This is a genomic window from Steroidobacter gossypii, assembly GCF_016801985.1.
Lineage (GTDB): Bacteria > Pseudomonadota > Gammaproteobacteria > Steroidobacterales > Steroidobacteraceae > Steroidobacter > Steroidobacter gossypii.
Genome location: NZ_JAEVLS010000002.1, coordinates 1,158,934 through 1,180,787 on the forward strand (window position 1 = coordinate 1,158,934; position 21,854 = coordinate 1,180,787).

The 21,854-nt window shown below is 62.5% G+C and carries 21 protein-coding genes; 10 read left to right on the forward strand and 11 right to left on the reverse strand.

All coding sequences use genetic code 11. The features are described from left to right. Position 1: 1 nt before the first annotated feature. Entirely contained in the window at positions 2–583 is a 582-nt protein-coding gene (locus JM946_RS12195) for an NERD domain-containing protein (protein WP_203167556.1), read from the forward strand. A gap of 465 nt (positions 584–1,048) precedes the next feature. Here JM946_RS12195 and JM946_RS12200 read toward each other — a convergent pair whose 3' ends face one another. Then, positions 1,049–2,473 (reverse strand): M20 family metallopeptidase, encoded by a 1,425-nt coding sequence (locus JM946_RS12200; protein ID WP_203167557.1) that lies wholly within the window; start codon positions 2,471–2,473, stop codon positions 1,049–1,051. Positions 2,474–2,494: 21 nt separating this feature from the next. Further along, complete coding sequence (locus JM946_RS12205) at positions 2,495–3,328, reverse strand: TatD family hydrolase (protein ID WP_203167558.1); 834 nt, start codon at positions 3,326–3,328, stop codon at positions 2,495–2,497. Positions 3,329–3,355: 27 nt separating this feature from the next. On the opposite strand from JM946_RS12205, the gene JM946_RS12210 reads away from it, so the two are divergent. The 3 genes from JM946_RS12210 to kynA are packed head-to-tail and all read left to right on the forward strand — an operon-like array spanning position 3,356 to position 5,801. Further along, positions 3,356–4,126: a tetratricopeptide repeat protein gene (locus JM946_RS12210; RefSeq protein ID WP_203167559.1), complete on the forward strand. Its 771-nt coding sequence runs from the start codon at positions 3,356–3,358 to the stop codon at positions 4,124–4,126. Positions 4,127–4,163: 37 nt separating this feature from the next. After that, entirely contained in the window at positions 4,164–4,898 is a 735-nt protein-coding gene (locus tag JM946_RS12215) for a M48 family metallopeptidase (RefSeq protein WP_203167560.1), read from the forward strand. A gap of 33 nt (positions 4,899–4,931) precedes the next feature. Then, positions 4,932–5,801, forward strand: coding sequence for a tryptophan 2,3-dioxygenase (gene kynA / locus JM946_RS12220; protein ID WP_203167561.1), 870 nt, complete (start codon positions 4,932–4,934; stop codon positions 5,799–5,801). 10 nt (positions 5,802–5,811) lie between these two features. Here kynA and JM946_RS12225 read toward each other — a convergent pair whose 3' ends face one another. The 3 genes from JM946_RS12225 to msrP all read right to left on the reverse strand — a co-directional run bounded on the left by JM946_RS12225 (position 5,812) and on the right by msrP (position 8,487). Beyond that, complete coding sequence (locus JM946_RS12225; protein WP_203167562.1) at positions 5,812–6,729, reverse strand: class I SAM-dependent methyltransferase; 918 nt, start codon at positions 6,727–6,729, stop codon at positions 5,812–5,814. An 88-nt stretch (positions 6,730–6,817) separates the two neighbouring features. Beyond that, complete coding sequence (locus JM946_RS12230; protein ID WP_203167563.1) at positions 6,818–7,507, reverse strand: protein-methionine-sulfoxide reductase heme-binding subunit MsrQ; 690 nt, start codon at positions 7,505–7,507, stop codon at positions 6,818–6,820. A gap of 14 nt (positions 7,508–7,521) precedes the next feature. Then, positions 7,522–8,487, reverse strand: a complete 966-nt coding sequence (gene msrP / locus JM946_RS12235) for a protein-methionine-sulfoxide reductase catalytic subunit MsrP (protein WP_203167564.1) — start codon at positions 8,485–8,487, stop codon at positions 7,522–7,524. A 207-nt stretch (positions 8,488–8,694) separates the two neighbouring features. Here msrP and creD point away from each other — a divergent pair, with 207 nt between their 5' ends. After that, positions 8,695–10,020, forward strand: a complete 1,326-nt coding sequence (creD, locus tag JM946_RS12240) for a cell envelope integrity protein CreD (protein WP_203167565.1) — start codon at positions 8,695–8,697, stop codon at positions 10,018–10,020. On the opposite strand, the gene JM946_RS12245 is transcribed toward creD, so the two are convergent. Further along, positions 9,986–10,852, reverse strand: coding sequence for a GFA family protein (locus tag JM946_RS12245; RefSeq protein ID WP_203167566.1), 867 nt, complete (start codon positions 10,850–10,852; stop codon positions 9,986–9,988). The genes creD and JM946_RS12245 overlap by 35 nt on opposite strands. Before the next feature lie 41 nt (positions 10,853–10,893). On the opposite strand from JM946_RS12245, the gene JM946_RS12250 reads away from it, so the two are divergent. Beyond that, positions 10,894–11,214, forward strand: coding sequence for a hypothetical protein (locus JM946_RS12250; protein ID WP_203167567.1), 321 nt, complete (start codon positions 10,894–10,896; stop codon positions 11,212–11,214). A gap of 39 nt (positions 11,215–11,253) precedes the next feature. Here JM946_RS12250 and JM946_RS12255 read toward each other — a convergent pair whose 3' ends face one another. The 5 genes from JM946_RS12255 to purB all read right to left on the reverse strand — a co-directional run bounded on the left by JM946_RS12255 (position 11,254) and on the right by purB (position 18,155). Continuing rightward, entirely contained in the window at positions 11,254–12,030 is a 777-nt protein-coding gene (locus JM946_RS12255) for an enoyl-CoA hydratase-related protein (protein WP_203167568.1), read from the reverse strand. A gap of 68 nt (positions 12,031–12,098) precedes the next feature. Further along, positions 12,099–14,792, reverse strand: coding sequence for an aconitate hydratase AcnA (acnA, locus tag JM946_RS12260; protein ID WP_203167569.1), 2,694 nt, complete (start codon positions 14,790–14,792; stop codon positions 12,099–12,101). Positions 14,793–15,040: 248 nt separating this feature from the next. After that, the gene (gene mnmA / locus JM946_RS12265; RefSeq protein WP_203167570.1) at positions 15,041–16,129 is read right to left on the reverse strand and encodes a tRNA 2-thiouridine(34) synthase MnmA; all 1,089 of its coding nucleotides are present in this window, start codon (positions 16,127–16,129) and stop codon (positions 15,041–15,043) included. Positions 16,130–16,156: 27 nt separating this feature from the next. Next, positions 16,157–16,672 (reverse strand): NUDIX hydrolase, encoded by a 516-nt coding sequence (locus JM946_RS12270; protein WP_203167571.1) that lies wholly within the window; start codon positions 16,670–16,672, stop codon positions 16,157–16,159. Positions 16,673–16,775: 103 nt separating this feature from the next. Beyond that, positions 16,776–18,155 (reverse strand): adenylosuccinate lyase, encoded by a 1,380-nt coding sequence (gene purB, locus JM946_RS12275; RefSeq protein ID WP_203167572.1) that lies wholly within the window; start codon positions 18,153–18,155, stop codon positions 16,776–16,778. A gap of 57 nt (positions 18,156–18,212) precedes the next feature. On the opposite strand from purB, the gene JM946_RS12280 reads away from it, so the two are divergent. From JM946_RS12280 to JM946_RS12295, 4 genes are all read left to right on the forward strand, one after another. Continuing rightward, positions 18,213–19,616 (forward strand): class II fumarate hydratase, encoded by a 1,404-nt coding sequence (locus JM946_RS12280; protein WP_203167573.1) that lies wholly within the window; start codon positions 18,213–18,215, stop codon positions 19,614–19,616. Continuing rightward, the gene (locus JM946_RS12285; protein ID WP_203167574.1) at positions 19,616–20,254 is read left to right on the forward strand and encodes an NUDIX hydrolase; all 639 of its coding nucleotides are present in this window, start codon (positions 19,616–19,618) and stop codon (positions 20,252–20,254) included. The genes JM946_RS12280 and JM946_RS12285 overlap by 1 nt, the downstream gene beginning before the upstream one ends. A 17-nt stretch (positions 20,255–20,271) precedes the next feature. Next, complete coding sequence (mazG, locus tag JM946_RS12290; RefSeq protein ID WP_203167575.1) at positions 20,272–21,123, forward strand: nucleoside triphosphate pyrophosphohydrolase; 852 nt, start codon at positions 20,272–20,274, stop codon at positions 21,121–21,123. Between the two features lie 136 nt (positions 21,124–21,259). Then, positions 21,260–21,817, forward strand: a complete 558-nt coding sequence (locus JM946_RS12295; RefSeq protein WP_203167576.1) for a glycine zipper 2TM domain-containing protein — start codon at positions 21,260–21,262, stop codon at positions 21,815–21,817. Positions 21,818–21,854: the final 37 nt, after the last annotated feature.

Sequence of the window (21,854 nt, forward strand, 5' to 3'; positions counted from 1 at the left end):
CATGCAGCTTCCCGAGCAGATTCCGTTCTGGGCGATCCCTGCCGCCATCGCCGCGGCAGTCGTGGCTCTGTGCGTCTGGGTGTATTGGCTGATCCGCCAGTATCGATATCGCAAGGCCATCGACGCGGCGATCGGCAACGTGGCGTACGAGATGCTCAAGAACGTGCTGATCCCGAACGGCAACGGCGGGCAGATCCACGTGCATTATCTGCTGCTCACCCAGCGCGGGCTGCTGGTCGCCGACCTGCTGGATCGCCCGGGCGCGATCTTCGGCGGCGATCAGATGCTGGAATGGACGGCTATCGGCAAGAAACAGCGCTACACCTTTCCCAATCCCCAGCATGCTTTGTATGACCGCATGGCGGCGGTGAAGCTGCTGACCGGTGAGGTGCCGGTGGAGGGGAGGTTGCTGTTTACCTTGCGCAGCGATTTCCCGAAGGGCAAGCCGCGCAATGTGTTACGAATCGATGACCTCACGGATGATTTTCCCCCGGTGGACAAGGCGCGAGGCAATATCACGGCGGCATTTGGTGATGTTTGGGCGAATGTGAAGCGGCACGCGGAGTCGAATCCGATCGCGTAGCTTCACGCCGGAAGACCCACCCCTGACCCCCTCCGTGAACGGGAGGGGGAAATAGTTTTTTATTTCTTTGCGCGCTTCGCGCGCGAAAGATTGACCCTGCATCCCCCCGACGACCGGGAGTGAAATCGATCGTTCTTGTGCGCTTCGCGCGCGGAAGACCGACCCTACATCCCCACCGACGACCGGGAGTGAAATCGATCGTTCTTGTGCGCTTCGCGCGCGGAAGACCGACCCTACATCCCCACCGACGATCGGGAGTGAAATCGATCGTTCTTGCGCGCTTCGCGCGCGGTAGACCGACCCTACATCCCCCCTGCGACCAGGAGTGAAATCGATGGTTCTTTGCGCGCTTGGCGCGCGGAAGATCGAGCCATCGCGGTCTCGGGCGCTGGCAGGCAACTGATCTTTCCTGTAGCGCGCGAAGCGCGCCAAAAAAAAACTGGCTGCGTTATCAGGCGCGACGAACTACGCGCGTCGATGGTGCTCGGCGACGACCTGGGCGACGCAGGCGGTGACCTTCTTGCCGGTTTCGATCTCCAGAAACTCGTTGGGGCCGTGAGCGTTTGACTGCGGGCCGAGCACGCCGGTGACGAGAAATTGGGTCTTGGGGAACTTGGCGCTCAGCATCCCCATGAACGGAATGGTGCCACCCACGCCCATATACATCGCATCACGTCCGAAGAAGTTCTTGGACGCAGCCGACATGGCGGAAGCGAGCCAGGGCGCGGTGGAGGGCGCATTCCAGCCTTCGGCCGCGGGATCGGGCTCGAATGTGACTTTCGCCCCGTACGGCGGATCCTGCTCCAATGTTTCTTTGACCGCGAGCGAAGCGCGCTCGGGATCGACGCCCGGCGGCAGACGAAACGACAGCTTGAACGCCGTATACGGCCGCAACACATTGCCGGCATTGGGCAGGCTCGGAATGCCATCGACACCGGTCACGGACAAGGTCGGGCGCCAGGTGCTATTGAGCAGCAGTTCCGCGGGATCCTTGTCCATGGGTTGCATGCCATCCACCAGCGGCAGCTTGCGATAGACCTCGGCGCCCAAGGCCGCGGCCGCAGCCTTCGCCTGCTGCACACGGTCCTCAGGAGTCTTTGTATGCAAGGCGTCGAGTTTGATCCGCCCCGTTGCGGCATCTTCCACGCGCTCGAGCACGTTACGAGCGATTCGCATGCTCGAAGCCGCAATGCCGCTCGCCATGCCCGAGTGCACGCCTTCACGCAACACATCCACTCGCAACGTCCCAGTGAGATTGCCGCGCAGCGAAGTGGTGCACCAGAACTGATCGTAGTTGCCGCACTCCGCATCCAGACACACCACCAGCGACGGCTCACCGATGCGCGCAGCAAGCGCATCGATATAAGCCGGCAGATCCGGACTGCCGCTTTCTTCGCTGCCCTCGATGAGGATCACACAGCGCGCATGAGGGATCTTCTGTTCGGCGAGCGCCTTCAACGCCAGCAGTGAACCGAACACTGCATAACCGTCGTCAGCGCCGCCACGACCATACAAGCGTCCGTTGCGAATCACCGGCGTCCAAGGGCCGAGGCCCTCGTTCCAACCGGTAAATTCCGGCTGCTTGTCCATGTGGCCATACATGAGCACACAATCGTTGCTCGAGCCGGCATCGCCCGTGGCGGGCACATCGATGAATAGCAGCGGCGTGCGGCCGGGCAGGCGCACGATTTCGGTTTTCATCCCAGGCAGCGCATTGGCCTCGCACCACTGGCGCATCAGCTCCGCCGCGGCGTCCATGTGACCGTGTTTTTCCCACTCCTTGTCGAAGTGCGCCGACTTGTTGGGAATCCGAATGTATTCGCACAGCGTCGGCACGATGGACTGGTCCCAAACCTCGCCCACATAGCGCAACAGTTGCTCGGTATTCATTCCTGAAGTCTCCGGTTCGGGTCAGGCAGTTTGCCAGTTGAACAGACGTAACGCATTCGCCGTGGTGATTTCCGCCAGCATTTCCACCGTTTCGCCGCGCGCCTTGGCAATGGCGGCCAGCACATGCGGAAGATACATGGGCTCGTTGCGACGGCTTTGTGGCTTGGGGTGCAGGTCGCGCGGAAGCAGATAAGGTCCGTCGGTTTCGATCAGCAGCCGCTCGGCCGGTATGTGTCGCACGACCTCGCGCAAATGATGACCGCGCCGTTCGTCGCAGATCCAGCCGGTGATGCCGATATACAAGTCCAGATCGAGATAGGCGCGGGCTTCCTCCAGCCCGGCGGTGAAGCAATGTGCGACGCCGCCCGCCAGTTGCGCGCGATGCTTGCGCATGATGGTCATGAAATCTTGGTGCGCATCGCGTTGATGCAGAAAAACCGGCTTGCGCACGTCAGCCGCCAATTCCAGCTGCTCTTCGAACGCTTTGGTCTGCGCAGCATGCGGCGAGAAGTTGCGGAAATAATCCAGACCGCATTCGCCCACCGCGACCACCTCGGGGCGTCGCGCCAGTTCGCCAAACGCTTGCAATTGCGCTGAATCGAGATCGACCGCGTGATGGGGATGGACGCCCGCCGTGCAACGCATCTGCTCGGGATAACGCTGCACGAGATCGATGGCGGCATGCGTGCTATCGAGCGAACTTCCCGTGATCACCATGCGCGTCACGCCGACATCGCGAGCGCGCTCGATGACGGCGTCGCGGTCGGGATCGAAGCTGTCGTGAGCCAGGTTGATGCCGATGTCCAGCAGCGCTGGTGGCGAAGTGCTGGAATGTCGAGCTGGATCAATCGTCATCGTGTACGTCTGTGCTATCTTCCAGCCATGAATTGTAGTGCATGGCTCCGCCGCTTACTGCTGCTGTTGGGGCTTGCGGCGGTGTCCGCGGGCGCCCAATCCACTGCCGAGTTCGACGATGCAGTGGCGCGGCTGCAGTTTGCGTTTTACACCGGCGACAGCCGCGCGCTCGAAGAAGTGCTCGGCGAGCTGGCCGAATTCGAGGCCGACGCCGGATTGATTGCGGCCAAGTCGTATCAGCTCGCGTATGGCAATTGGAAGCTCGCGGAGCTCCTGGGCAATCCTCAGGGCGAGCGCGCACGCTCCTCGAGCAAGACGACCGCGGGCAAGGCGGCGAAGAGCTGCGTTCAGCATGCGCGCGAGGCGATCAGCAAAGATTCCCGAATCGCCGACATCTATGCCATCGAGGCGGTATGCGACACCTTCTCGCCAGGGCCGGCCAGAAACGGCTCGTCGGCCTGTACGCGTAGTAAATCCATGCGCACGGCGTTGACCCTGGGCGCCGACAATCCCCGCGTTCAGTTCATCCAAGCCTTGTGCATTCCGGACGTGGAGGGCGATCCGGCCGCGCTCGATCGCTGGCGGAAGGTGGTGGCGAGATTCGAGGCCGCGCCGCCATCCCAGCCCGGCAAGCCGGACTGGGGCCACGCTGAAGCGCTGCTGATGTTGGGCCAAAGCTACGTCAAGCGCGGCGAGATGGTCGCGGCGCGCGATGTGCTGGAAAGAGCGTTGGTGCTTGCGCCAGACTATCGAGAGGCGCAGAAGCTCTTGCAGACGGCGGCCAATCGTCCGAAGTGATGGTCCGGTCCCGATAGTCGAGTTGTCGTCCCGATTCATGTCCGCACAACTGCAGCTGTTTGAATCGCGTGACTCGTCCGAGCGCTGGACCGTGCGCGTGAGTCGTCGTGCGCGGCGCATGTCGGTGCGTGTGTATCCCGGGGGGCGAGTCGAGGTGGTCGTGCCTCCTGGCGTGCCGCCGACCACCGTGCAACGTTTCGTCGGCACGCACAGCCAATGGATTTCCCGGCGCGTCGAAGATTTGAGTGCGGTGGGCGTACCGCTCCACGCGGGTCCCCCCACCGAGATTCGTGTGCCGGCCCTCGGGCGCCAGTTCAAAGTCGAATATGAGCACACGCGCTCCACCTCGATCCGGCCGCAACTGTTCGACAACGACGTGCTGAAGATCTTCGGCCCCATCCACGACGAGGCGGCGATCGGCACCGCCCTGCGTCAGTGGCTGTCCGACCTGGCCTACGACGAGTTGGGCAAGCAGTTGGGCATGGTGGCGCGCCAGCTGGGATTGAGCTTCAGTCGTATACAAGTTCGTCGTCAGCGCACGCGCTGGGGCAGCTGTTCGGCCACCGGCACCATCAGTCTCAATGTGTGTCTGATGTTTCTGGAGCCGGCAGTGGTGCGATATCTGTTCGTTCACGAGCTGTGCCACACCCGGCATATGAATCATTCGCCGCGCTTCTGGGCGCTGGTGGAGCATCACGAGCCTGACTATCGGCGCTTGGATCGAGAGCTGCTGCGAGGCTGGCAGGCGGTGCCGGCCTGGATGTTCGAGTAGCCCGGGCCTCTGGGGGTTCGAGTAGAATGGGGCATGAGCAATCCAAACCCTCCCGCGCCTGAGCCCAACCGCCGCCCGGTCGATTTTTCCGACGAGCAGGTCCATTGGGACCTTGGCGAATCGCAGAGTTACGGCGAATACCTCGGGTTGAGCCAGATCCTGAGTGCGCAGCGGCCGGTCTCGTTCGAGCACGACGAGATGCTGTTCATCATCATTCATCAGGCCTCGGAGCTGTGGATGAAGCTGTGTCTGCACGAGCTCACCGCGGCTCGCGAGCACATCCGGCGCGATGACCTCGGGCCGTCCTTCAAGATGCTGGCGCGCGTGTCGCGAATCCAGCAGCAGCTGGTGCAGTCCTGGGATGTGCTCGCGACCATGACGCCGGCGGAATATTCGCTGTTTCGCAATCAGCTGGGGCGCGCGTCGGGATTCCAGTCGGTGCAGTACCGGACGCTGGAGTTCATCATCGGCAACAAGAACGCGGACGCCATCGAGGTGCATCGTCGTGACGCGGCATCCTACGACGAGTTGCAGCGGGCGTTGCACAGCCCGAGCATCTATGACGAGACACTGCGTTTGCTGAGTCGTCGCGGCTTCGAGATCCCGCAGGAATATTTGGATCGTGACTGGTCACAGCCGTATCAGCCGAGCAAGCAGGTCGCCGCTGCGTGGCTGGCGGTGTATCACAGCGTCGAGGACAACTGGGATCTTTACGATCTGGCGGAGAAGCTGGTCGATCTCGATCACAAATTCCAGTTGTGGCGCTTCAGTCACATGAAGACTGTCGAGCGGATCATTGGCTACAAGCGGGGCACGGGCGGGACGGGCGGTGTTTCTTATTTGAACAAGGCGCTCGAGCTGCGGTTCTTCCCCGAGCTTTGGACCATTCGGACGTCGATGTAAAAGGACCGTCCTACTGCTGGGGCGTGGCGACCGAGAGGCATTCGGGACCGAGGCCGATGCTGCCCAGCACGTGGCGGACGCCGGCGATGCCAGCTTCGATCGGCTTGCCCTTCTTGAGCGACTTGCCGATACGCAGACGGTTGTAGGGATCGGTGGTGGAGAAGTGCTGCATATGCAATCCCGCCGAGTTCAGCATCCTGGTGATCGCTCGACGATGGAAATAAAACAGGTGTTGGTTCTGGAAACCGGCGATGGTGAACCCGGTGCGCTTGCCGCGTTTCATCAGCCGGCGATGCATCAGGTACTTCGGCACTTCCACGCACAGCCAGTACGGCTTGAAGAAAAACAAATCCGAGTTCGGATGCCGTAGCAGCAGTACGCCGCCGGGCTTCAACATGCGGCGGATCTTCACCAGCACGGCCTGCGGATCCGAAAGATGCTCGATGACATTGAGGAGCAGCACGACGTCGTAGGACGCGTCGGGTAGATCGATATCTTCCATGCGCCCTACGTGCAACGGCCCATTGTATTTGACCCGATTGGCGGAGTCGGCGAACTCGACGCCCTCGACGTTGGGGATGCCCTGGCTTTGCAGCCAGGCCAGAAAATCCCCGGTGCCGCAGCCGATTTCGATCAGCCGCTGCGGCTTGGGAACATACCGGGTGAGGGTGCGATAGAAATGCTCCATCAGCACCGGATTGTTATTGGTGGAGTCCTCGTACACGTCATAGTCGTAGATATGGCCGAGGTCGCGCACGTCGGGGGTGGGATTAAGATAACGCAGGCCGCACTCGTTGCATTCGACGATGCGCAGCTTGCCGCCAAAGACTTCGTTCTCGGGGAGCGTGCGAATCAATCGGTCGGCAAGCACTGTTTCTGACGTGGCAGTGCGGCACTGGGCGCACTGAGTTTCGACGACGCGTAACATTCCGACTCCCCCTCGTTTGTTGAGGAGTCTACCCAGCGGCCGGCGATTTCGTAAGTGTTTGAGCGTGTCGGATTATTTTGCAATCCGATCAAGGATTGTCGGAAACATTTCCAGTGACGTTCGCGGCAAGATTATGTTTCTCGGGATTCGATACCGGGCGGCTCAAAACGGTGCGTGCTCGCCCGGGGCGGGCCTGCCACGCGCGCCAGCCGAGCAGCACGAGCACGATGGCGAGATAGATGAGCGGCTCGGTGGTGTCGGCCTTCACTTGCCAGTAGTAGTGCCAGACCGCGAGCAGGCAGATCACGTAGATCGATCGATGCAGCGATTTCCAGCGTTTGCCCAGCCGCCGCATCATCTTGTTGGTTGAGGTCACGGCGAGCGGCACGAGCAGCAGCAGCGCGGTGAAGCCGATGGTGATGAAGGGACGCTTGGCAATGTCCTCGAGAATGCCGGACCAGTACAGGCCCTGATCGAGCAGCAGCCAGGTCAGGAAATGCATGACCACATAGAAGAATGCAAACAGCCCCAGCATGCGTCGTAGCTGCACCAGCCAGGGCAGCCCGAACCAATCGCGCAGCGGCGTCACCGCCAGCGTGATCACCAGCAGGCGCAGTCCCCATTGACCGAACGTATCCTGGATCTTTTCGACAGGATTCGTGCCCAAACTCGCGCCGCCGATTTCGAATGCCGCCCACACCACTGACAGCAGCGGCACAGCGCAGAGCACGAAAAGTGCAGGCTTGAAGACGCGACGGATGACGGTGGGCGAGGGCATCGAATCGCTCGCGCTCAGTAGTACTTCTTCAAGTCCATGCCTCGGTACAGCGACGCGACTTCCTGCTCATAGCCGTTGAACATCAAGGTCGGCACGCGCGAGCCGAACAAGCCGCTGCCGATCTTCCGCTCACGCGCCTGGCTCCAGCGCGGATGATCGACCTTGGGATTCACGTTGGCATAGAAGCCATATTCGTGCGGCGCCGAGATATTCCAAGTCGTCGGCGGCTGCTTCTGGGTGAAGTTGATCTCGACGATGGACTTGATGCCTTTGAAACCGTATTTCCAAGGAGTGACGAGGCGCAGCGGCGCGCCGTTCTGATTCGGCAGGGTCCTGCCGTAAAGACCGATCGCGAGGAATGACAGCGGGTGCATGGCCTCGTCGATGCGCAGACCTTCGACGTACGGCCATTGCAGCGATCGGCCTCGCTGTCCTGGCATCTCATCGGGGCGATACACCGTCTTGAACGCGACATACTTCGCCTTGGACGTGGGCTTGAATTGTTTGAGCGCGGCGGCGAGCGGCACGCCGTCCCACGGGATCACCATCGACCATGCTTCCACACAGCGCAAGCGATAGACGCGCTCCTCGATGGGATGCGGTTTGATCAGGTCCTCGAAGGCGAAGGTGCCGGTGTTCTCGGCCTCGCCCTTGACGGTCACGGTCCACGGCGCGGGCTTGAATCGGCCCGAGTTGGCCGCGGGCGCGCCTTTGTCCAAGCCGAACTCGTAGAAATTGTTGTAGGTGGTGATGTCTTCGTAACTGTTGGGCGGATCGCTGAGGCTGTACTTGGCGTTGCGCTGAGCTTTCAAGTCTGTGACTGCCGCCGCATCGTGCGTCCAGGCCGCACCGATGCCCGTAACGCCCGTCGCGAGCGCCGCCTGCAGCAGCTTGCGGCGATTCAAATACACGCTCTCCGAAGTGATTTCCGAAGGACGGATGTCGGCGCTGTCGCCGGGGCGGAAACGTCGGATCAACATGGTTGCCTCGCGGCCAGCCAACGCCGGCGCATTGCCAATACCTAAAGACTCGTGCAGGAGACCGGAGTTTCGCGGCGGCCATTACATCGCCGTAAGTACGCTCCGGCCCGCCACAATTCGCCTGAATTGCGTCGGCGGATTGCCCGCCGGCCGAGCCACGCTCCCCGCCAGTGTAAGCAGTGAAGCAACTACATGGGAGTGAGGGCTATGCAAATCTTGGGGTCGGTCACGGCCAAGGCCGCGTTGATCGGCGTGATCGTGTTGGTGCTGCTGATTCCGCTGACGATGCTTAGAGGCGTCGTCACCGAGCGCGCCGGGCTGCGCGAGCAGGCGTATCAGCGCGTGGCGGAAGGATGGGGCGGCGAGTTGACAGCCGGCGGCCCGATGCTCGTGGTGCCTACCGAGCGCAGGGTGATCGTTGACGACAAGGAGCGCCTGATGCGCAGAGATGTTTATCTGCTGCCAGCTACGCTCTCGGCCGACGTGGATGTGAAGCTCGAGCCACAGCCGCGGCATGTAGGCATCTACGCCGTGCCGGTGTTTCTGTCGACACTGCGTCTGCAAGGCGAGTTCGATTTGTCGACATTGCGGGCGCACGCCGAACAGTCCGACGTCACCTATCTTTGGTCGCAGAGCCGGCTGCGATTGCCGATCTCATCGGTGCGCAGCCTGCGGGAGATTCGGCACGCGAATTTTGCCGGACAGCCGATGAAACTCGGCCCGGCGACGCCCGGTCTGCATGGCGGCATCGAAGCACTCGTCGATCTGACTCAGCTGCATCAGAGGGCGAGCGCCGCGTTCGATCTTGCGACCATCATCGCCGGCAGCCGCGCAGTCTCCATCCTGCCCCTGGGCAGCGTCACTACGGTGAGCTTGAACTCGGACTGGCCGCATCCTTCGTTTCAGGGTGCGTTTCTGCCGGTCGAGCGCAACATCAGCGATCGGGGTTTTCAAGCTCGCTGGCAAGTGCTCGAGTTGAATCGCTCCTATGGCCAGGTGTGGCACGAGGACGAGGTGAAGGAAGCCACGCTGATGCAGTCGGCGTTCGGCGTGAGTTTGTTTCAGCCCGTCGATATCTATCAACGCGGCGAGCGCGCTGTGAAATATGCGGTGCTGTTCATTGCACTCACGTTCCTGACGTTCTTCGCGTGGGAGCAGGTGACGCGCAATCGACTGCATCCGCTGCAGTACCTGCTGGTGGGCCTCGCGCTCAGCATGTTTTATTTGTTGCTGATCGCGCTGTCGGAGCACATTGCGTTCGCGCTTGCCTATGTGGTGGCCGCCGCCGCGCTGGTGCTCTTGATCGGATCGTACCTCGCAGGCGCGCTTCGTAGCACGCAACGCGGCGTGATCGCCGGCGGAGCGATGACCCTCGTTTACGGTCTGCTCTATATGCTGATGCTGTCCGAGGACTACAGCTTGCTGCTCGGTTCGATCATCCTGTTTGTGGCGCTGGCGGGCGTGATGCTCACCACGCGTCGCGTCGACTGGTATCGGCTCAGGTCTGAGGAAGCGTCTGATACTGAGGGATAGAGTCGGTGATCTCGAACCAGCAGGCTTTGTTGGCGACGTAGATGTGCATCGAAGGTTGGGCCCCTGGATCGGTGTCCAGGGGCCCAAATGCCACGACCACGGCGTTGCGCTCTTTGGAGATACGAGGCACGGCGCCGCCGCACTTCGTGCAGAACGCCACGCCGAAATATTTTGCGTCGGGCACGCGGTATTCGCAGATAGGAACTTCCTGGCGCGTGAAGCGGAAGTCATCGAGGTTGTAAAACGCATTCGAAGCGTGCGCGGCGCTTCGTCCGCGACGGCAACGAGAGCAATGACAATTGGCCGCGAGCCGCGGCTTGCCCGTGATCTCGTATTGGATGCTGTTACAAAGACAGCTACCGAGAACCACGCCTTCGCGCGGCTCGACCACCGGGCGCGTAATGCCGCCGACGCCGAATTCGGGCGGATATTCTTCATGTTGAGGCAAGTCGTCGGTGATCGTGTACCACGGCGCCTTGGAGCCGACGAACACGTGGCCCTGAGGTCGAATGCCCGGATCGCCATCGAGATTGCCCGCGGGAATCAGCGCCAGATCCATCTCTTTGATCAAAGTCGGCGTGACCGAGCCGCAGTGAGCGCAGAAATAGCGTCGGCCTTTTTCCGAGGACGCATAACTCACGATCTGGTCTTCGCCGCGCAACCACTTGAAGCCCATCAGCGGCGCCCCGACAAAGGTGGCGAACGCGGAACCATGGTGCTTGCGGCACATCGAACAATGGCAATGGATCATCATGTTGAACGGCCCATTCACCTGATAAGTGACGGCGCCGCATAGACATCTTCCCTGCAGATGGCTTGCTGCGTGCGACATGATTGGTTCCGCGAAAAAACTTTGTGGTAAAAGGGGTCGCTGTGACCGCCACCGTACCTGAAAAATCCGATCGCCGCAGCCTGCGAGAGCAAGTGGAGGACCTGCTGCCCACCTGGCGCAGCTGGTATCCCAGCCTGTTCGACGCCGCGTCGGACCTGGGATTGATTCGGGCGCGAGTGTGCGCGCCGTCTTCGCTGATGCTGTCGAACCGTCACGCGGCGGTGCAGAGCGAAGCGATTCAGATGTTCAAGGAGAAGTGGGCGGTGGAGGACGAGCCGGAGGAGCCGCAGCTGCCGATTCGTTTGCAGCGTCATCCGACGCCGCGCAAGCCGTTCAAGAAAAAGCCCAAGCCGAGTTATTGATGACATGCCCCTCCGGGGTATGTAGAGATCGGCGCGGCCTCAGCCCGAAAACTTAGAAAAATCGGGCGGGCGGCGCTCGGCGAAGGCGCGTAGCGCCTCGGCCGTCTCGGGCGACTTCAGTCGCGCACCGAAAATTTCACTTTCCTTCGCCATCAACGCGGCAATCGCCGCGCCATCGCGCATCAGTTGCTTGGTGGCTTGCAGAGCGCCCATGGGCTTGGTGGCGAGCAGCCTGGCGGCGGCGAGGGCCTTGGTCCGCACCTCAGTTGCAGGCAACGCAGCGTTCGCCAGGCCGATCGAGGCGGCCGTGCGACCATCAATGGGCTCACCCAAAGCAAACATCGCGTACGCCCGCGCATAACCGATGCGCGCCTGGAGCAGCGCGCTGGACGCCGCTTCCGGCACGAGTGCGAGATTCACGAAAGGGGTGGACAGCTTGGCATCGTCGGCGACGAACACCAGATCACAATGCAACAGCATGGTGACGCCGATGCCGACCGCGAGTCCCTGAACCGCAGCCACGATCGGCTTGCGAGCCGTGGCGAGCGCATCCAGGAACAGATGCGTCGTCATGTCCTCTCGAGCGAGCTTGCCGGCCGCGACCGCGGCGAAGTCGCCGAGGTCGTTGCCTGCGGTGAATGCATCACCGTCCGCTTCGAGCAGCACGGCCCGAACCGATGAGTCAGTCTCGGCGCGAGCCAGTGCATTGCCGAGCGCCGCATACATCGCCTGAGTCAACGCGTTCTTCTTGTCGGCGCGCGCGAGCGTGAGCCGAAGAACACCCTCTTCCAATGCGATGCGTACGTGCTCGGTCATGTGACTTCCTTAAGAGCGCCACGAGAGGTCTCACCGCCAGACGACGGCGAGACCCCAGGGTGGGGGAGTTAAGCAGCCTTGCTCGAGGACGCCAGCTGACGCAGCACGTAGTGCAGGATGCCGCCGTGCTGGAAGTACTCGCGCTCCTTCGGCGTGTCGATACGCACACGCACTTCGAACTTGATCGGCGCGCCGGTAGGCGGCGTGGCGACCACGGTCACCACCTTCGCAGCGCCGCCGTTCAGGCCGATGATCTCGAAGCTTTCCTTGCCGGTGAGGCCCAGCGAGGCAGCGTTCTGACCTTCCTTGAACATCAGCGGCAGCACGCCCATGCCGATCAGGTTGGAGCGGTGGATGCGCTCGAAGCTCTCGGCGATCACGGCCTTCACGCCCAACAGCATGGTGCCCTTGGCTGCCCAGTCGCGCGAGGAGCCGGTGCCATACTCCTTGCCGGCCAGGATGACCAGCGGCGTGCCTTCCTGCTTGTAGCGCATGGCGGCGTCGTAGATGCTCATCTGCTCGCCGCTCGGCACGTGGATGGTCACGCCACCTTCGGTGCCCGGCGCCAGCAGGTTGCGCAGACGGATGTTCGCAAACGTGCCGCGCATCATCACTTCATGGTTGCCACGACGCGCGCCGTACGAGTTGAAGTCCTTCGGCTCGACGCCGAGCGACATCAGGTACTTCGCGGCAGGGCTGGTCTTGGAGATGTTGCCGGCGGGCGAGATGTGGTCGGTCGTCACCGAGTCGCCGAGCACGGCGAGGGCGCGAGCGCCACGCACGTCGGCCACCGCGCCCGGCTTCATGGTCATGCCCACGAAGTACGGCGGGTTCTTCACGTAGGTGGACTTCTCGTCCCACGAATAGATCTTGCCGCTCGGCAGGCCGATCGCATTCCAATTCTCGTCGCCCGAGAACACGCTCGAGTAGCTCTTCTTGAACATCGCCGCGTCCACCGATCTGGCGATGAACTCCTGGATCTCAGCCGGGCTCGGCCAGATGTCCTTGAGATAGACCGGCTTGCCGTCGCTGCCGGTGGCCAGCGGCTCAGTGGTCAGATCGATGGTCATGGAGCCGGCGAGCGCGTACGCGACCACCAGCGGCGGCGAGGCGAGGAAGTTCATCTTCACTTCCGGATGCACGCGGCCTTCGAAGTTCCGATTGCCGGACAGCACCGACGCGGCGATCACATCGCCAGCCTTCACGGCGTCGCTGATCTCGGGCTTCAGCGGACCGGAGTTGCCGATGCAGGTCGTGCAGCCGTAGCCGACGGTGTAGAAGCCGAGCGCATCGAGATCGTCGCTCAGACCGGCCTTGTTGAGATAGTCCGTCACCACGCGCGAGCCGGGGGCGAGCGAGGTCTTCACCCAGGGCTTGGAAGTAAGGCCGCGCTTGCGAGCATTGCGAGCGAGCAGGCCAGCAGCGATCAGCACGGCGGGATTCGAAGTGTTGGTGCAACTGGTGATCGCGGCGATCAGCACCGCGCCATCGGCGACTTCGAACGATCTGCCGTCGACCGTCGCCGTCGCCAGGCCCTGGGCGCCCGGATTCTTGGCGGCGCGCTCCTCGGCCATCTTCTTGTGAGCGGCCGTATAGACCTGCTTTGCGGTACGCAGCGGCACGCGATCCTGCGGACGCTTCGGGCCGGCGAGGGAAGGCTCGACGGTGCTCAGATCCAGCTCGAGCACGTCGGTGTAATCGGCTTGCGGATCGCCATTGTTACGCCACATGCCCTGGTGCTGGGCGTACGCCTTGACCAGCGCGATCTGCTCGGGGCTGCGGCCGGTGAGCTCCAGATAGCGCAATGTTTCTTCGTCGATCGGGAAGATGGCGCAGGTGCTGCCGAATTCCGGCGACATGTTGCCGATGGTGGCGCGATCTGCCAGCGGCAGGTTGGCGAGGCCGTCGCCGAAGAACTCGACGAACTTGTCGACCACGCCCTTCTTGCGCAGCATTTCAGTGACGGTGAGCACGAGATCGGTGGCGGTCGAGCCGGCCGGCAAGGTGCCGGTGAGCTTGAAGCCGATGACATTCGGAATCAGCATGGTGATCGGCTGACCGAGCATGGCCGCCTCGGCTTCGATGCCGCCCACGCCCCAGCCCAGGACTCCGAGGCCGTTGACCATGGTGGTGTGCGAGTCGGTGCCGACCAGCGTGTCCGGGTAGGCCCAGCGCACGCCTTCCTTTTCGGTGTCGAACACGACGCGAGCCAGATGCTCGACGTTCACCTGGTGCACGATGCCGGTGTTCGGCGGCACCACTTTGAAATTCTGGAACGCGCTCTGGCCCCAACGCAGGAACGCGTAGCGCTCGGTGTTGCGGCTGAAGTCGATGCGATTGTTTTCGGCCTGGGCCTGCGCCGAGCCGTAGGCGTCGACCTGCACCGAGTGATCGATCACCAGCTCGGCCGGCGACAGCGGATTGATTTCGTCGGGATTGCCGCCGAGCTTGATCATGGCCTCGCGCATCGCGGCCAGATCGACGATGGCCGGCACGCCGGTGAAGTCCTGCATGATCACGCGGCTGGGCGTGAAAGAAATCTCGTAGGAAGGCGCAGCCTTCGGATCCCAGTTGATCAGCGCTTCGACGTCATCGCGCGTCACGTTGACGCCGTCTTCGAAGCGCAGCAGATTTTCCAACAGGATTTTGAGCGAGTAGGGCAGGCGCGCGACGTTGCGGTCTTTCAGGGCTGCAAGGCTGGCGATCTCGAAATTCTGATTGCCGCAAGCGAGCGTGGTGCGCGCCTTAAACGAGTCTTTCATGCGTCCTCCGCGAGGATAGGGAGTGGCGCGGCTGGCTCGAGCGCTGGCAGCGCCAGGGGCGCCACCTCGACAAGGGCGGCCCCATTGCTTCTTAGCCCGTGGCGCGAAGGTAAGGCCCTCATACCCCCGGGACAAATCGGCGGGATTATAACGGTCGCCAGCTGTTTATGGGGGCTTCGCGTGGGATTGCCATGCGATTCTTGGCGCGGCGCTATTTCGTTGCCGGAATAGGAGCCCTTCGCAAAAGGTTAAGCGGTGCGGTCGACCACGCCACCGCCGAGACAGACTTCGCCGACATAAAAGACCACGTACTGACCTGGCGTGACGGCGCGTTGCGGCTGGTGGAACCGGACATGACAGCGCCCGTCAGCGAACACTTCCACGCTGCACGACTGATCCGCCTGGCGATAGCGCACCTTGGCGGTGCACTCGAAATGAGTGGCCGGCGCTTCGCCTGCGACCCATGCGAGTTGCGAGGCCCAGGCTTCGGTCCGCTGCATGGCTGGATGATCGTGCCCTTGGACTACGATCAGTACGTTGCGTGCGAGATCCTTGTCGGCGACGTACCAGGGCTCCTCGTTCGCATCGTGACGCCCCCCGATGCCGAGCCCCTGGCGCTGACCGAGCGTGTAGTACATCAGGCCGCGATGCTGGCCGAGACGGCGGCCGTCCAGCGTTTCGATGTCGCCAGGCTGCGCCGGCAGATACGTTTCCAGAAACTGCGCGAAAGGTCGTTCACCTATGAAACAGATGCCGGTGCTGTCTTTCTTGTCGAACACCGGCAACGTGAGTTCGCGCGCCAGCTGTCGCACTTCGCTCTTCTGCAGATCGCCGATCGGAAACAGCGTGCGAGCCAGGGCGTCGCCCGGCATCGCGTGCAGGAAATAACTTTGATCTTTGTTTGGATCGAGCCCGCGCAACAGCTTGGCGCGCGTCTGTGAAGGATCGTGCTCGACGCGCGCGTAATGTCCGGTCGCCACCCATTCGGCGCCGAGCCGGCGGGCGTAGTCGTAACAAACGCCAAACTTGATCTCACGATTGCACAGCACGTCCGGGTTCGGCGTGCGGCCATGACGATACTCGTCCAGGAAATAACTGAAGACGCGCTCGCGGTACTCGCCGGCGAAGCTAACCTTGTGCAAAGGAATCCCAAGCTGCTCGCAGACGTGACGGGCGTCTTGATAATCCTCGGCAGCGGTGCAGTAGCCGTCTTCGTCCTCGTCCCAGTTGCTCATGAACAGCCCCTGGACGTCGTAACCCTGCTGCAGCAGCAGATGCGCGGCGACGGACGAGTCGACGCCGCCGGACATGCCGACGATCACGAGCGGAGCGGTCACTGGATGAATCGAATCAGACGAAACCGATCAGATCAGACGATTGATGGCCGGATGTTCCAAAGTGCGGGCGCGCACTTCCGGAGCGAGCAGCCCATCTTTGAGGACATGTTTGGCCACATCAAGAGGGTAGCGAGCGCCGTCCAGATAGTCGTCGATGCACCGGAGCACCATCGGACTGCGCAGGCGCGCCGAGCGGGCCACGATCTGATCTCGATCCAGCCACACGGCGCGTTCGATGCCCCGATCCAGCGGTCGGGCCGGATCGTGATGAATCACTTCACCGGAGTACGCCACGCGCAGGAAGCTGCGCTGTTTTTCGGTCTGCTCCCAGAGATAGATGCCGATCAACGCGTGCGGGCGGAAGGTCCAGGCGGTTTCTTCGAGTGTCTCGCGGACCACCGCCTCGACGAATTGCTCGCCGCGCTCGACGTGTCCCGCGGGCTGATTGAACACCATGCGATTGCCGACGCGCTCTTCCACGAGCAGGAACTGGCCGTCGCGTTCGACGACGGCGGCTACGGTCAGGTCGGGGCGCAAGGTCATAATGGCAGTATAGCCATCCTCAACGAACAAATCGTGATGTTTTTCAAGCTATTGGACCACAGAGATGATGCCGCGTCGTATTCGACGCACCTGTCGGAACGGCTTACACCTGCTTGGCCAACTGCTCTGCATAGCCAACGTAACGTGCCGGGGATAGTTCCAGCAGCGCCTGCTTGGCGGATTCAGGCAGCGCCAATCCCGCAATGAACTGTCGCAACGAAGCGGCATCGACGCGCTGGCCGCGAGTGAGCGACTTGAGTTGCTCATAGGCGTTCTCGACACCATAGCGACGCATCACCGTTTGAATGGGCTCCGCCAGCAATTCCCAATTCGCATCCAGATCTTCGGCCAGACGATTGGCGTCCACATCGACCCGCTCCAGGCCGCGCTCGATGGAGCGCCAGGCAATCAACGCATGACTGACCGCCACGCCGACATTACGCAGCACCGTCGAATCGGTGAGGTCGCGCTGCCAGCGCGACACAGGCAGCTTGTCCGCCAGATAGCGCAGCATCGAGTTCGACAGGGTGAGATTGCCTTCGGCATTTTCGAAATCGATGGGATTCACTTTGTGCGGCATGGTCGATGAGCCGGTTTCCCCGGCGACCACGCGCTGCCGGAAATAGCCGATGGAGATATAGCCCCACATGTCACGGCACAGGTCCACCAGCACGGTGTTGATGCGTGCCACCGCATCGAAATATTCCGCCATCCAGTCGTGCGGTTCGATCTGCGTGGTGTAAGGATTCCAGGCCAGGCCCAACGATTCGACGAAGCGCTGGCCGAGTCGCGGCCAATCGACCTGCGGATACGCAACGATGTGAGCATTGAAGTTGCCCACCGCGCCGTTGATTTTGCCGCTGATGGTGACAGCAGCCAGACGTGTGCGTTGTTCGCGCAAGCGATAGGTGAAGTTCGCGACTTCCTTGCCCAAGGTGGTCGGCGTTGCCGGCTGACCGTGTGTGCGGGACATCATCGGAGTCGCGGCATGCAAATGCGCCAGGGAGCGCAGTCGGGCGATGAGGGCATCGATCCGCGGCAGCAACACCAGATCGCGCGCCTCCCGGAGCATCAGGGCGTAGCTGAGATTGTTGATGTCTTCCGAGGTGCAGGCGAAGTGGACGAACTCCCGACGCGTGCGCCAGGCGGGCACGGCGTCCAGTCGGGACTTGACGAAGTACTCGACGGCCTTCACATCGTGATTGGTCTCACGCTCCAGCTTCTTGACTTCGGCCGCCTCGGCGTCGGTCAGCTCGGCGGCCAGCGCATCCAGCACGGTGAGCGCCGCAGCCGGCAGGCCGCGCAGCTCGTCGATACCGGGCTCGGCGGCCAGCGCTTTGAGCCACAGCGCCTCGACGCGGACGCGCTGACGGATCAGGCCGCGCTCGCTGAAAAGCGGTCGCAGCTCCGCCGCTTTGTCGGCATAGCGGCCATCGATCGGAGAGATAGCATTGAGTGGGGCGTTCAAGGGACTGGTGTTCATCGTAGAATCATAGCTCAGTACGCGCGTACGTACCGGCGCGCTGTCGACGAGGTGTTTGTGGCGAACGACGACTTTCGCATCGAGCGGGACAGCTTGGGGGAGCTGAAAGTGCCGGGCGATGCCCTGTGGGGCGCACAGACGCAGCGCGCGGTGGAAAATTTTCCGATCAGCGGGCTGCGCATGCCGCGCGATTTCATTCGCGCACTGGGCCTGATCAAGTGGGCGGCCGCCACCGCCAATGTCGAGCTCAACGGCCTGGACGCCAAGCGCGCCGCGGCCATCCAGAAGGCGGCGCTGGAAGTCGCCGACGGCCGGCACGACCGGCACTTTCCGGTCGATGTGTTTCAGACCGGCTCCGGCACCAGCAGCAATATGAATGCCAACGAGGTGATTGCGCGGCTGGCCACTCAGTTCGCCGGCGTCACGGTGCATCCCAACGATCACGTCAATATGAGCCAGAGCTCCAACGATGTGATTCCCACCGCCATCCATGTCAGCGCGTTGCTCGGCGTGGAGCAGCACCTGCTGCCCGCATTGGCGTATCTCTCGGCGATCATCAGCCGGCGCATCGGCGAGGTCGGCGAGGTGGTGAAGACCGGCCGGACCCATCTGATGGACGCCATGCCGGTGACCTTGGGTCAGGAGATGAGCGGCTGGCGCACTCAGATCGACCATGGCAGCGCCCGCATCATGGAGTCTCGGGTGCGGTTGCAGGCGATCGCGCTCGGCGGCACGGCGGTGGGGACGGGAGTGAATGCGCATCCGCGTTTCGCGTTGCGAGCCTCGCGCTACCTGTCTGTGAAAAGCGGCCTCGAATTGAAGCCGAGCAACAACTACTTCGAAGCATTGTCGTCACAGGATGCAGCGGTCGAGTTGTCGGGCCAGCTGCGTACGCTCGCGGTCTCGATGATGAAGATCGCCAACGATCTGCGCTGGATGAACAGCGGCCCGCTCGCCGGGCTGGGCGAGATTGCGTTGCCGGCGTTGCAGCCGGGCAGCAGCATCATGCCAGGCAAGGTGAATCCCGTGATTCCCGAGGCCGTGACCATGGTGGCCGCGCAGGTGATGGGCAACGATGCGACCGTCGCCATCGCCGGCCAGTCGGGCAACTTCCAGCTGAACGTGATGCTGCCGGTGATCGCATACAACTTGTTACAGAGCATCGATCTGCTGTCGAATGCGGCCCGCGCGCTTGGCGACTCCGCGCTCGCCGGCTTCACGGTGAATCAGCCGCGCATCGAGGAGGCGTTGAATCGCAATCCGATTCTGGTGACGGCGCTCAATCCGATCATCGGTTACGAGGCGGGCGCCAGGATCGCCAAGCAAGCCTATGCGAGCGGACGGCCCATCAAAGAAGTAGCCGCCGAGCATACCCAGCTGTCTGCCGAAGAACTGGCGAAGCATCTCGATCCGCGCGAGCTGACCAAGCCGGGCGGCAAGGTGGAAGGCGGCGGCGGTTGATGTCGAACGATCGCATCGCCTTGCGGCGGCTCATCGAAGAGCGGCTGAAGGACTCGCGCGCGGTTCCCGATCCCACCAACGCCGTTCCCGCGGGCTTCGCTCCCGGGGACTACGAATCGATACGCGCCTACTTTCCCGCTGCACCGATTGCGGCCGCGGTGCTCGTGCCTCTCGTGGAGCACGACACCGGCCTCACCGTGTTACTGACCCAGCGCGCTTCGCATCTGAAAAATCACGGCGGTCAGATCAGCTTCCCGGGCGGGCGCATCGAGCCGACCGATCTCAATCCGTTGGAAGCCGCGCTACGCGAGACCGAGGAGGAGATCGGCATCACGCGTCAGCACATCACATTCGCCGGCTATCTCGAGCCGCAGCTGGTGCTGTCGGGATATTGGGTGACGCCGGTGGTGGCGTTCGTGCAGCCCGGATTCGAATTGCGCCTCGACTGCCGTGAGGTGGAGTCGGCGTTCGAGGTGCCGCTGTCGTTCATCCTCGATCCGGTGAATCATCGTTCCCGCCAGCGCGAGCTTGGCGCGGTGACGGTGCAGGTGTTCGATATTCCTTATCGGGATTACAACATCTGGGGCGCCACTGCCGGCATGTTGATGAGCCTGTATCGTTTGCTACGAACCGAGTAAGCACCCCGAGTAAGTACATGGCCAGCATTCAGCGTCTGCTCGACATCATGGCGCGCTTGCGCGATCCGCAACGCGGCTGTCCGTGGGATCTGCAACAGAGCTTCAAGACCATCGCGCCCTACACGGTGGAAGAAGCGTATGAAGTGGCGGACGCCATCGAGCGCGACGATCTCGCATCGCTGCGCGATGAGCTGGGCGACCTGCTGTTCCAGGTGGTGTTTCATTCGCAGATGGCGAAGGAGCAGGGCGCCTTCGACTTCGATGACGTGGTGAACGCAATCTGCGACAAGATGGAACGACGTCATCCGCACGTGTTCGGCGATGCTTCGATCGATTCGGCCGACGCTCAGACCATCGCCTGGGAAGAGCAGAAGCGTCGCGAGCGTGCGCACAAGAGCGCAGGCGTCGAACACGCAAGCGTGCTCGACGACGTGCCGCTCGCGCTGCCCGCGCTCACTCGCGCCAACAAGCTCGGCAAACGCGCCGCGCAGGTCGGCTTCGAATGGTCGGACGTGCACGGCGCCATCGACAAGCTCGATGAGGAGATCGCGGAATTCAAAGCCGAGGTGCGTCAGCACCTCTGTCTGCAAGCCGATGCGGAAGAAGCCCGGGCGAAGCACGAGAGCCGCCAGCACGAAAGGCTTGCCGCCGAGCTCGGCGACGTGCTGTTCTGTGTGGTCAACGTGTGTCGCTATCTGAAAATCGATCCGGAGCTGGCGCTCAAGCGCACCAACGCCAGTTTCGAGCGTCGCTTCCGTTATGTCGAACGCGGCCTTGCGGCTCGGGGCAAGACGCCCCAGCAGGCCACCCTGGAGGAGATGGATCAGCTCTGGGACGAGGGTAAAAGCCAGGAACGGCGCGATTCTTGAGCCGCCGCCACCTGTTGCTCACTGCATACACTTGGTAACAAGTTGCCTGACGGGGTTCAGGGAGCATTCATGGCTTCGGACCTACCTTGACTTCCACGCTCGGCATGAACCACGCCGGGTTCCTGGAGAGATCAAGATGAAAGTCGCTCAGGTTTCGATGGCTGTCATGGGTCTGCTGCTCGCGGGTGTTGCCTCGGCGACGCCGCCTCACTATGCCCGCCACGAGCGCAGCGCCTCGGCCGGATACGACTACGCGCCCGTCACGCGCGTCGAGCCCATCGTCCGGCAGGTCCGCGTCGAAACCCCCACCCGCGAGTGCTATGACGACGTGCGCTACGTCGAGTCCCGCCCGCACATTTCCGATCCGGCCGTCGGCGGCCGGACCCTGGTCGGCGCCATCATCGGCGGCGTGGTCGGTCATCAGTTCGGCAGTGGCCGGGGCCGGGATGCGGCCACCGTGGCCGGCGCCACCATCGGCGCGGCGGTCGGTTACGACGCCGCCGCCCGCCGTTCAGCTTCCGTCCATGAAGAAATAGTTCAGCGTTGCGAAACCCGATATGAGAAACGGTACGAAGAGCGTGTTGACGGGTACCGGGTGACATACGAGTACCACGGGCGTGAATACACGACCCGCCTGCCGTATGACCCCGGTGAACGCATTCGGGTCAGGGTGGCTGTCGCCGTGGCCGAATGAGGTGGGGAGCGGTCACACGATTTCCATCTTCGACAGG